We start from the raw sequence: 10,522 nt of genomic DNA on the forward strand, positions 1-10,522 counted from the left end.
GCATTAGCGATAATTGCTTTTATGAAGACAAATAAATTTATTAAGTTTAGGATACGGGATAATTTTTGTGTGGAATTATAAAACAAAAAGAGAAGAAAAGCAAAGCTTTTTAGCTTTGCTTATGTGTGTGATTTAGCTAATTTTTATCTTAATTTCATCATTTTCTGCATAGAAGCTAACTTTGCTATCTTCTTTAACTTTGCCTTCTAAAATAAGTTCTGCTAATCTATCTTCTATCTCTTCATACAATGCTCTTTTTAGCGGTCTAGCACCATAGATAGGATCAAAGCCAACTTTTGCTATAAATTCTTTTGCACTAGATTCTAGTTCTAAACTTATTCCTCTTTCACTCACTTTCTTTTGGATATTTTTAAAGAGAATATCCACAATATGCGTAATTTGCTCCAATCCTAGAGGGTTAAAGATAATAATATCATCTAATCTGTTTAAAAACTCTGGTTTAAAATATCCTTTTAATGCTTCACGCACTGCCTTTTCTCTTTCTTCTTCGTTGTTAATTTCTAAAATCTTATCGCTTGCAATATTGCTTGTTAGGATAATGATTGTGTTTCTAAAATCAATGGTTACACCTTTATTATCTGTTAGTCTTCCATCATCAAGCACTTGAAGAAGCATGTTAAATACATCTGGGTGTGCCTTTTCTATCTCATCAAAAAGCACCACACTATAAGGCTTTCTTCTCACTGCTTCTGTGAGTTGTCCGCCCTCTTCATAGCCTACATATCCCGGAGGTGCTCCTACAAGGCGAGAAGCAGCGTGTTTTTCCATATATTCGCTCATGTCGATTCTTATTAGATTTTTCTCACTATCAAAGAGGAATCTTGCGAGAGTTTTAGCCGATTCTGTTTTACCCACTCCAGTAGGACCTAAGAATAAAAAGCTTCCAATAGGTCTATTTAGCTCACTTAAGCCTGCTTTGTTTCTCTTTATAGCCCTTGCTATTGCTTTTAGTGCTTTATCTTGTCCTACCACATCTTTTTTTAGCTCATCTTCTATGCCTAAGATTCTATCTTTTTCATCTTGTAGCATTTTCTTTATGGGGATTTGTGTCCATCTGCTAACTACTGAAGCAATAGATTCAGGAGTTACTGCATTTCTTAAAAGTGTGCCACTCTCTTGCATTTTTTCCCATTTTTCATTTTGGCTTACTAGCTCTTTTTCAAGCTCTGGAATCTTTCCATAGTCAATTTCGGCTGCTTTGTTAAAGTCGCTATTTCTTTTGGCTAATTCACTTTGAGTTTTTAGAGAATCTATCTCACTTTTAATCTTTGCTATTGCATTAAAGACTCGCTTTTCATTTTCAAATTGTGCTAGAAGTGCGTTTTTCTGCTCTTCTTTATTGCTTAGCTCTTTATTGATTTCCTCTAGCCTAGCGTTGTTTCTTTCACTTTTTTCCATAAGCAGGGCTTCTTTTTCTACTTGGAGGCTTTCTATTTCTCGCTTTACGCGCGAGAGTTCGCTGGGTTCAGATTCTATTTGCATTTTTAGTTCTGCTGCTGCTTCATCTATTAAATCAATCGCCTTATCGGGCAAGAATCTATCAGTAATATAGCGATTACTTAGCTTTGCTGCTGCAACTAATGCACCATCATGTATGCTTACATTATGATGCGCTTCAAGCCTTTCTTTGATACCACGCAGGATTTGCAAGGCTTCATTTACACTTGGCTCATTTAAATTTACAGGTTGGAATCTCCTCTGTAATGCCGCATCTTTTTCAAAATATTTTCTATATTCTTTAAGCGTTGTAGCACCTATTGTGTGTAGCTCACCTCTTGCAAGGGCAGGTTTTAGGATATTTGCAGCATCCATACTTCCTTCACTTGCTCCAGCTCCTACTATGGTGTGAATCTCATCAATAAATAAAATAATATTTCCACTTTTTTTGACTTCATCGATAACTTTTTTAAGTCTATCTTCAAATTCTCCTCTATACTTTGCACCTGCGATTAACGCACTCATATCAAGGGCAACTACCTTTTTATTTTGGAGTGAGAGTGGGACTTCTTTTTTAACTATTCTTTGTGCTAAGCCTTCCACAACTGCAGTTTTTCCAACTCCGGGTTCGCCTAGTAAGATGGGATTGTTTTTTGTTTTTCTTATTAGGATTTGCATCATATGTGTGATTTCTTCATCTCTTCCAATAACTGGATCTAACTTTCCTTCTATTGCTTTTTGTGTGAGATCAATACCAAATTTCTCTAAAGATTCTAGATTTTCATCTGCGCTTTTGCTGTCAATCTTAGCACCTCCGCGCATAGATTCTATTGTCTTTTTTAGCTCATTTGTATCTAAAAATTTAGAGAACAAGCTTTTAATGGGTTCATCATTTAAGCTAGAGATTATAAAGCAATCAACGGCAATATAGCTATCCCCCATTTTTGTGGCTAAGCCTTCAGCCTTGCTTAAAGCCTCGCTTAATTCCCTGCTTATTTTTAGATTATCTTTGCTGACATTAGAGCTTTGTGGGAGTGCTTTTGCCTTGCTTTGTGCTTCAAGCTCTAGTGCATTTTTGTCAATATTTAGACGATTTAATGCTTGGTTTAAAAGCGAGTTTGTATTGGTTAGCATCGCCCAAAAAAGATGTATGCTACTAATTTCTTGGTTTTTATTATGTAGAGCCAAAGAAGCGCCTTGTTCTAAGCCCTCTTGCATTTGGTTGGTTAATTTTTCTAATAGATTCATAGAATCCTCCTTTGTGAAAATTAATTTGTGGGAATTATATAACTTTAGTCTAGTATTGTCAAGTTTTATAATGATAAAATACTAAATTTTTATGAGTGTATTTTATTTTAATGCAAGTTCTACGGCTTTTTTAATGTGGATTTTGGTTGTATCAAAAAGTTTTGTTTTGCAATCTTCTTGTTTTAAAAGTAGCCCTATTTCTGTGCAACCCAAAACAACGCCTTCAGCATCTTTGTGGTTTTCTATAATTTTAAGGTATTTTTCTTTGGAAGATTTTAGAATCTTGCCTTTGCATAATTCATCAAAGATAATGGAATTTATAGTTTCTATTTCGTCTTTGTTTGGGATGATTGTTTCTATATTAAACTTTTGCAAAATATCTTTATAAAAGCTCTCGTTTAAGGTAAATTTTGTGCCTAGAAGTAGGATTTTTTTAATATTATTATTTATTAATTCTTCTCCAAGAGATTCTGCTATGTGGACAAAAGGAGTTTTAACTTGTTTTGTGATAAGTGGCAAAACTTTATGCATGGTGTTTGTAGCAATTAATATAAAATCTACCCCTATTTTTTCTAGCTTCAAGGCAGATTGTGTGAGAATTTTTGCACTCTCTTCCCATTTATTTTCTCTTTGTAATGTTGCAATTTCTTCAAAGTTTAAGCTAATGAGTGCGATTTTAGCAGAATTTAATCCTCCTAGTCTTTCTCTTGCTAATTCATTTATGCCTTGATAGTAGCTTAGAGTGCTCTCAAAACTCATTCCACCGATAATTCCTATTGTTTTCATAAAAATCCTTAAAGAATGCTATGGGTTTAAAAGAGCAAAATTATACTTTGCAAAAGATTAAAATTTAAGACAGAAATAGGTAGAATAATAAACAAATAAAGAAAAAATTATAAGGTTTGACACAAATGAAGCTAAAAATCCCGCACGCACCCTATATCGGAAATAAAATAGCATTAGATTTATCCTCTTGTGGATTTGTTAGCATTTTGCATGGATTAGATGGAGTTAGCAAGGTTGCTCAAGTTCTCTTGGTAAAAGATTTGGAAGAAGAGTTGAAGATTGAAGAGAAAGCAAGAGAGATTATTGAAGAAAATCTTGATGAAATTGAGTTTATGCAAGCAGATGAGCATCAGCTTTTTTGGAAAGTAAAAAAGCATATCGCACAAGAAAATGACTTTAATCTAGCATGGGAAGATAGGTATAATGCACTTTCTCATAAGATTTTAAATGAATTGATTGATGAAGATTTGATTGACTTTGCAGTATCTGAAACGCGTGTTAAAAATGTGATTTTTAAGGCAATTGATAGCTATGTGAAAGCATACAGCGAGATTGAAGAAATCATTAGCGAAAAGATTAGCAATTATAAAAGAAAAATTGTATTTGGTAGCGAGGAATATGAACTTATTTTTGATAAGCTTTACCAAGAAGAATTAAAAAAGAGAGGTTTTCTATGATGGAATTACAACCTGCTTTTATTTATTTAGAAAATGGAATGTATTTTGAGGCAAAAAGTTTTGGAGCTAGTGGAGTTGTCGTAGGAGAGCTTGTTTTTAACACTTCTATGAGCGGGTATCAAGAGATTATCACAGATCCTAGTTATGCAGGACAGTTTATTTGTTTTACAATGCCAGAAATAGGGATTGTGGGGACAAATTCTAAAGATATGGAGGGGAAAAGGGCTTTTTGTAAAGGCATTTTGTGCCACCATTATAACGATAGATTTTCAAACTTTCGTTCTGAACAATCTTTGGGCGAGTTTTTAAAAGCACAAAACATTATGGGGATTTGTGAGATAGATACAAGGTTTTTAACCCAAACTTTACGCAAAGAAGGTGCTATGATGATGATAGCTTCAACACAGAAGTTAAGCAAAGAAGAACTCGCGCAAAAGCTTCAAAGCTCTAAACGCATTGAAGAGATTAACTATATACAAGAAATCAGCACAAAAGAATCCTATACGCATAATTTTGGCAAGTTTGATTTTGCAAGTATGGATTATTCTGTGCCTAAAACGGACAAAAAAATTATTGCCATAGATTTTGGGATTAAAAGAAGTATTTTAAATCAGCTTGTAAATGCGGGATTTAGCGTGGAGGTTGTCCCTCATAGTTTTAGTGCAGATTTATTGATTAAAAGATATGAAAATAAAGAATTTGATGGAATCTTTTTATCTAATGGGCCGGGTGATCCTAAGGTTTTAACAAAAGAGATTGCAGAGATTAAAAAATTAGTGGATAAAAAAATCCCTATTTTTGCAATTTGTTTAGGACATCAATTATTATCTTTAGCACATGGATATGATACTTATAAGTTAAAATTTGGACACCATGGAGGCAATCACCCTGTAAAAAATCTCCTTACACAAAGGATAGAAATTACTGCACAAAACCATAATTATTCTGTCCCTGAGAGCTTGGGAGAAATCGCTAAAATAACTCATAGAAATCTTTTTGATGGCACAATAGAGGGGGTAGCTTATAAAGATTCGCCTATTATTTCTTACCAGCACCACCCAGAAGCAGGACCAGGACCTTTAGAATCTAATGAGCTTTTTAAAGAGTTTAGAAGATTTTTAGAAACTCTTTAATGGAACATCTAGCAAAGTTTGCTTTAGAGAGATTAAAGCAAAGCTCTAATTTTCGCTCTTTTTATCCCCTAAAGCATGAGGGGCTTTTTGTCTATAAAAATGGAAAAAAGCTTTTAAATCTTGCTTCTAATGACTATTTAAATCTTTCAAGTGATATAGACTTTAAACAAGAATTTTTGGATTCTGAAATTTATAGGAAGAATTTGTATTTTAGTGCTTCTTCTTCAAGAAGTCTTAGTGGAAATTTTGAAATTTTTGAAATCTTTGAAGAAGCTTTGGAAAAAGTTTATGGCAAGAAGGCATTGTTGTTTAATAGTGGATACCATGCAAATATCGGTGCTATTTCAAGCTTGGCAAATTTGGGAAATGTTTTATTTTTAGCAGATAAATCTATCCATGCAAGCCATATTGATGGGCTAAAATCTTTTAAAAAGGTGGCTTTGAAGCGTTTTTTACACAACGATATGCAAAGCTTAAAGGAGCTTGTAGAAAAGAACCATCAAAAATACGAAAATATAATAATCTTAAGTGAGGGGCTTTTTAGTATGGAGGGAGATTTTGCACCCTTAAAAGAAATAGTAGAGATTAAAAAGCAATACCAAAATATCTATATTTATCTTGATGAGGCTCATAGCATAGGGAGCTTTGGGGAGAATGGATATGGAGTAGCTTATACGCTAGAATTATTAAAAGAAGTGGATTTTTTGGTGCTAACCTTTGGTAAGGCGTTAGGGAGTGTAGGGGCTTGTGTTTTGTGTTCTAGCATTTTTAGGGACTATTTTGTAAATTTTGCAAGAAGCTTGATTTATTCTACTGCCATTCCTCCACTTTGTGTAGCGATGAGCTATTTTGCTTTTTTAAAGCTTCCTAGTTTAAAGCAAAAAAAAGAGAGATTAGCGCAAAATTCTGTTGCATTAAAAGAGGGGCTTTTGGAGAGTTTTTCTAGTAAGGTTTTGGGAGATTATAATATTATTAGTCTTGTTTTGGGAGGTAATGCAAGAGTGATTTCTTTTCAAAATGCTTTAGAAGAAGAGGGCTACTTTATCCCTGCTATTAAATCGCCCACTGTTCCTAGAGGCAAAGAATCTCTTAGGATTTCTCTTGTGGCAGATATAAAAAAAGAGGATTTAAAAAGGCTTATTAGAATTTTAGGGAAATTAAATAATGAAAATTTATTCTAGTATCAAAAATTCAGAGAAAATTTTTTTATTATTTGGGGGATTTGCATCTCATTTTAGTCATTTTGAAGAGTATTTTAAAGAGCAAAGTTTTGTTTTGGTTTATGATTATAGAGATTTAGATTTTAAACAAATTTCTTTGGAGCTAGATTCTGCTTTAAAAAATCAAAATGAAGTAATTTTGCTTGCATTTTCTATGGGAGTTTGGGTGGCAAATAAGTTTCTCATTTTTAATAAAAATTTATCCTTTAAAATTATTAAAAATATTGCTATTAATGGAACTCTTTATGGGATAAATGATAAGTTTGGAATCTCTTATAAAATTTTCTCATTTACTGCTAGAAATTTTCATTTAGAGAGTTTTAAAAAAGCTCTTTTTGGATTGTCTTTTAAAAAGGCTAAAAATTTTCAATTTGCAGAGGAGAATCAATTAAAAAATGAGCTAGAAAAGTTGCTAGAAAACTTTAGTTTAGAATGCGAAATTTATGCCTTTTGGGATTATGTTTTTATTTCTCATAATGATTTAGTTTTTTCTACAAAGACGCAAATATATTTTTGGGAAATTTATCAAAAACAAATTGCAAAAAATCAAAATTTTCAAATTTCTTTTGTAGATTCTCCACATTTTGCATTTTTTGATAGGGAATTTCTATGGAAAGCTCTTTAAAAGAAAATCTAAAATCTACATTTTGGAATGCAAAAGAAAGCTATGAGGATAACACCCCTATACAATCTTGTCTGCAAGATAAGCTTTTAGAGCTTTTGGAAAAACACTCTATTCAAAAAGTTTCTTCACTTTTGGAGCTTGGAAGTGGGAGAGGGATCTTTTCTAAAAAGCTTCAAAATGCTTTAGAAATTGAAAGTTTTATCGCATTGGATTTAGTGGATTTTAGTAAAGATTTTCAAAATCTAAAGATAGAATTTATTTGCGATGATATTGAAAATAAAATTTTAATAAAAAATATTTATCAAACTAAACAAATTCAAATGCTTGTTTCTAATGCGACTTTGCAGTGGATTTCTCAAAAAAGCTTTTTTGAAAATCTATCATTCATCGCACCAAAAGATAGTTATTTGTGTTTTAGTGTATTTAGCAAAGGGAATTTAAGAGAGATTAAAGAGCTTTGTGGTGCTGGCCTAGAGTATCTTTCAAAGCAAGATTATGAAAATATTTTGCATAAAGATTGGAAGATTTTAGAGATAATTCCTTTAAGTTTTCAATTAAGCTTTTCAAGTCCCATTTTGGCTTTTAAGCATTTGAAATTAAGCGGTGTAAATTCTTTGCATTCTAATTTTTATTTAGGTAAAAAACATCTTTTAGGTTTGGAGAAGACATTTGAAAATACACTAAGCTATGAAGCACTTTGTATCTTGGCACAAAAAAGATAACTTTTTAAGTAAAAAAATTCTAAAATTCTCTTATTTGACACAGGAGCTTAGATGATACAAAACTTAATCCCTACGGCTAAAATTTTACGCCAATCTAGCAAGGATTTTTTTAATCCCTATATGCTAAAGCTTTCTTTTTTGCCTTTGGTGCTTAGCTTTCTTTTTTGGGCGGTTATATTTTATTTTTTTGCTCCGAGTATTTTTGGCTCACTTTTTGAGATGTCTAAAGTAGAGTTAATGCTTGAAAATGGGTTTTTTTCTTGGATTCAAGATGTGCTAGATTTTGTGATTAAAGTTACGCTTTTTATTTTGTTTGTGATAGTATTTTTCTTGCTTTCTATGCTTAGCAATCTTGTAATTTGTGCATTTTTGGCCGAAAAGGTTGTAAAATTTGTGCATAGGACTTATTATTCTAATTTGGCGATGGAGGGCAATCAGAGTATTTTTGGCGTGGTGTTTTTTTTGTTTAAAGCCTATTTATTATATTTTTTTATTTTAGTGCTTTTAATCCCTTTATATTTTATACCTTTTGTTGGGGCATTTGTTATGCTTTTTCCTAGTTATTGGATTTTTAAAAAGACACTTATTGCAGATGTTGGGGATATGATTTTTGAAAAAAATTCTTTGAAAAAAGCACAAGAAGAAAATAAAAAAGAGCTAAGAAAGCTTGCTATATCCTTATATGCTTTAAGCCTTATCCCATTTCTTAACTTTTTTATCCCCTTTTATGCTTTGCTTGGGTTATCCCATTTCTTTTTTGATGTTAAAAACAAAGGTAAACTATGAACTTGCAAATTGAACGCGCACTTCTTAGCTCCATTCTTTTTGATCCTGAGCTTTTAGATGAGGTTTCAGATGTTTTAGAGCCAGAAGATTTTGGCTATATGCCACATAAAAATATTTTTTATGCAATGCTAGAGTTAAGAAGGCTTGATATGCCTATTGATGAGGAGTTTATCTCTAAGAAATCTTCCAAATCGCACCCATTTTCTGAAGAGGATTTGTTAAATATTTTAAGCACAAATCCTATTTCAAACACAAAGGCTTATACAAAAGAAATTAAGGACAATTCTACAAAAAGAAAATTGCATACTTTAGCACTAAAAATCAATGAAGCGAGCAATGAAGAGGATACAGAAGTAAAAGAAATCATTGATGTATTGCAAAGTGAGCTTTATGGCATTACAAATGTGCATGAAAATAGAGAGTTTAGAGAATCGCTAGAAGTAGTAAAAGCAACTATGGAGCATATTGAGAAGATGAAGCAAATGGGGAATTCTACTCTTATAGGAGTGGATACGGGCTTTCCTTCTTTAAACGATAAAACCACGGGTTTTGGCAAAGGAGATTTGATTATCGTAGCAGCGCGCCCTGCTATGGGGAAAACAACGCTAGTGTTAAATATGGCACAAAAAGCACTTGATAGTGGTAAAGGGGTGGCATTTTTTAGTCTTGAAATGCCAGCAGAGCAGTTAATGCTAAGAATGCTATCGGCTAAAACTTCCATCGCTTTACAGCATTTGCGTTTAGGGAATCTCACAGATGAGGAATGGCAAAATTTAAGCAAGGCATCTACTGAAATGGCAAAAAGCCCCCTTTTTGTGGATGATAATAGTATTTTAACCATTCATCAATTACGCACAAAATTAAGAAAAATCAAGTCCAAGCACCCAGAAATTGAGCTTGCAATTATAGATTATTTACAACTTATGAGTAGTGCAAACAACAAAGACAGACATCAAGAAGTAAGCGAGATAAGTCGTGGGCTTAAGATGATAGCAAGGGAGCTTGAGATACCCATCATCGCACTTTCACAGCTAAATAGGAGCCTAGAATCAAGGAGCGATAGACGCCCTATGCTTTCAGACTTAAGGGAATCAGGCTCGATTGAGCAAGATGCGGATATTATTCTTTTTGTGTATAGAGATGCTGTTTATAAGCAAAAAGACGAAAAAGAAAAAGAAGAAGCCGCTAAAAAAGAGGGTAAAGAATATAAAAGCACTTATGTGGCCAAAGATGAAGAAGATGCCGAAATCATCATAGGTAAGCAAAGAAATGGGCCAACAGGCACTATCAAGCTTACATTCCATAAGCATTGCACGCGTTTTGTAGATGCACAAAGCAATCTTGGTGCGGTGGAAATTATTTATGAAAATACAGCCTCCCATACACAGACAGAATTTATCCCACCAAATGAAACTAATATTGAAGCACCCCTTATTTAAAGGGTGTATATTTTAGGAACAAGTGTTTTGTAGCAAGCTTTTTTGGTAATAACACTAGCACAGCATTCTATCAAGCGAGGGCAATCCCACTTCCTTGTCTTTGCAAGGCTCATTTATGAGCCGTAGCATACAAGTGTATCGTCGTTATCCGTAAATGAAGTGTAGAGCAAATCTAAAGGCTTACAATGTGATTTTAAACTATATTAAAAGGCTTTTAAATATTTTTCTAAAATTTATGTGAAGCTAAAATTACATTTAATTTTTAGACTCTAGTATATGGATTGCTTCACTGCGTTCGCAATGACGCTTTAGGTTAATCCACAATGTCACTGCGAGAGGTTGTCAAACCTCGTGGCAGTCTAAAGATTTTACATTTAATGGGGGTTACGCTTCAGATTGCTTCGGCTACACCTCGCAATGACAATGTG

General features: G+C 33.1%; 9 protein-coding genes. 7 read left to right on the forward strand and 2 right to left on the reverse strand.

What is annotated here, in order from left to right; genetic code table 11:
• Window positions 1-132 precede the first annotated feature (132 nt).
• Both EBF09_RS07580 and EBF09_RS07585 read right to left on the reverse strand, forming a co-directional pair.
• Window positions 133-2,706: an ATP-dependent Clp protease ATP-binding subunit gene (locus EBF09_RS07580; protein WP_121764512.1), complete on the reverse strand. Its 2,574-nt coding sequence runs from the start codon at window positions 2,704-2,706 to the stop codon at window positions 133-135.
• 102 nt (window positions 2,707-2,808) lie between these two features.
• Entirely contained in the window at window positions 2,809-3,492 is a 684-nt protein-coding gene (locus tag EBF09_RS07585; protein WP_121764513.1) for an aspartate/glutamate racemase family protein, read from the reverse strand.
• A gap of 125 nt (window positions 3,493-3,617) precedes the next feature.
• On the opposite strand from EBF09_RS07585, the gene EBF09_RS07590 reads away from it, so the two are divergent.
• The 7 genes from EBF09_RS07590 to EBF09_RS07620 are packed head-to-tail and all read left to right on the forward strand — an operon-like array spanning window position 3,618 to window position 10,094.
• Window positions 3,618-4,169 (forward strand): DUF507 family protein, encoded by a 552-nt coding sequence (locus EBF09_RS07590; RefSeq protein WP_121764514.1) that lies wholly within the window; start codon window positions 3,618-3,620, stop codon window positions 4,167-4,169.
• Window positions 4,166-5,302, forward strand: coding sequence for a glutamine-hydrolyzing carbamoyl-phosphate synthase small subunit (gene carA / locus EBF09_RS07595; protein ID WP_121764515.1), 1,137 nt, complete (start codon window positions 4,166-4,168; stop codon window positions 5,300-5,302). Before EBF09_RS07590 ends, carA begins: the two co-directional genes overlap by 4 nt.
• Window positions 5,302-6,483: an aminotransferase class I/II-fold pyridoxal phosphate-dependent enzyme gene (locus EBF09_RS07600; protein WP_121764516.1), complete on the forward strand. Its 1,182-nt coding sequence runs from the start codon at window positions 5,302-5,304 to the stop codon at window positions 6,481-6,483. Before carA ends, EBF09_RS07600 begins: the two co-directional genes overlap by 1 nt.
• Window positions 6,467-7,147, forward strand: a complete 681-nt coding sequence (locus EBF09_RS07605) for a pimeloyl-ACP methyl esterase BioG family protein (protein ID WP_121764517.1) — start codon at window positions 6,467-6,469, stop codon at window positions 7,145-7,147. Before EBF09_RS07600 ends, EBF09_RS07605 begins: the two co-directional genes overlap by 17 nt.
• On the forward strand, window positions 7,132-7,869 hold the full coding sequence (locus EBF09_RS07610; protein WP_121764518.1) for a methyltransferase domain-containing protein: 738 nt from the start codon (window positions 7,132-7,134) through the stop codon (window positions 7,867-7,869). The genes EBF09_RS07605 and EBF09_RS07610 overlap by 16 nt, the downstream gene beginning before the upstream one ends.
• Window positions 7,870-7,920: 51 nt before the next feature.
• Complete coding sequence (locus tag EBF09_RS07615; protein WP_121764519.1) at window positions 7,921-8,655, forward strand: EI24 domain-containing protein; 735 nt, start codon at window positions 7,921-7,923, stop codon at window positions 8,653-8,655.
• Window positions 8,652-10,094, forward strand: coding sequence for a replicative DNA helicase (locus tag EBF09_RS07620; RefSeq protein ID WP_121764520.1), 1,443 nt, complete (start codon window positions 8,652-8,654; stop codon window positions 10,092-10,094). The genes EBF09_RS07615 and EBF09_RS07620 overlap by 4 nt, the downstream gene beginning before the upstream one ends.
• Window positions 10,095-10,522: the final 428 nt, after the last annotated feature.

The sequence above is a fragment of the Helicobacter burdigaliensis genome, from assembly GCF_003670295.1.
GTDB lineage: Bacteria > Campylobacterota > Campylobacteria > Campylobacterales > Helicobacteraceae > Helicobacter_D > Helicobacter_D burdigaliensis.

Bases quoted from the DNA above. Each gene is read 5' to 3' on its own strand.
- carA (WP_121764515.1), top strand. From the start codon at position 4,166: ATGATGGAATTACAACCTGCTTTTATTTATTTAGAAAATGGAATGTAT.
- EBF09_RS07580 (WP_121764512.1), bottom strand. From the start codon at position 2,706: ATGAATCTATTAGAAAAATTAACCAACCAAATGCAAGAGGGCTTAGAA.
- EBF09_RS07610 (WP_121764518.1), top strand. From the start codon at position 7,132: ATGGAAAGCTCTTTAAAAGAAAATCTAAAATCTACATTTTGGAATGCA.
- EBF09_RS07585 (WP_121764513.1), bottom strand. From the start codon at position 3,492: ATGAAAACAATAGGAATTATCGGTGGAATGAGTTTTGAGAGCACTCTA.
- EBF09_RS07605 (WP_121764517.1), top strand. From the start codon at position 6,467: ATGAAAATTTATTCTAGTATCAAAAATTCAGAGAAAATTTTTTTATTA.
- EBF09_RS07590 (WP_121764514.1), top strand. From the start codon at position 3,618: ATGAAGCTAAAAATCCCGCACGCACCCTATATCGGAAATAAAATAGCA.
- EBF09_RS07600 (WP_121764516.1), top strand. From the start codon at position 5,302: ATGGAACATCTAGCAAAGTTTGCTTTAGAGAGATTAAAGCAAAGCTCT.
- EBF09_RS07620 (WP_121764520.1), top strand. From the start codon at position 8,652: ATGAACTTGCAAATTGAACGCGCACTTCTTAGCTCCATTCTTTTTGAT.
- EBF09_RS07615 (WP_121764519.1), top strand. From the start codon at position 7,921: ATGATACAAAACTTAATCCCTACGGCTAAAATTTTACGCCAATCTAGC.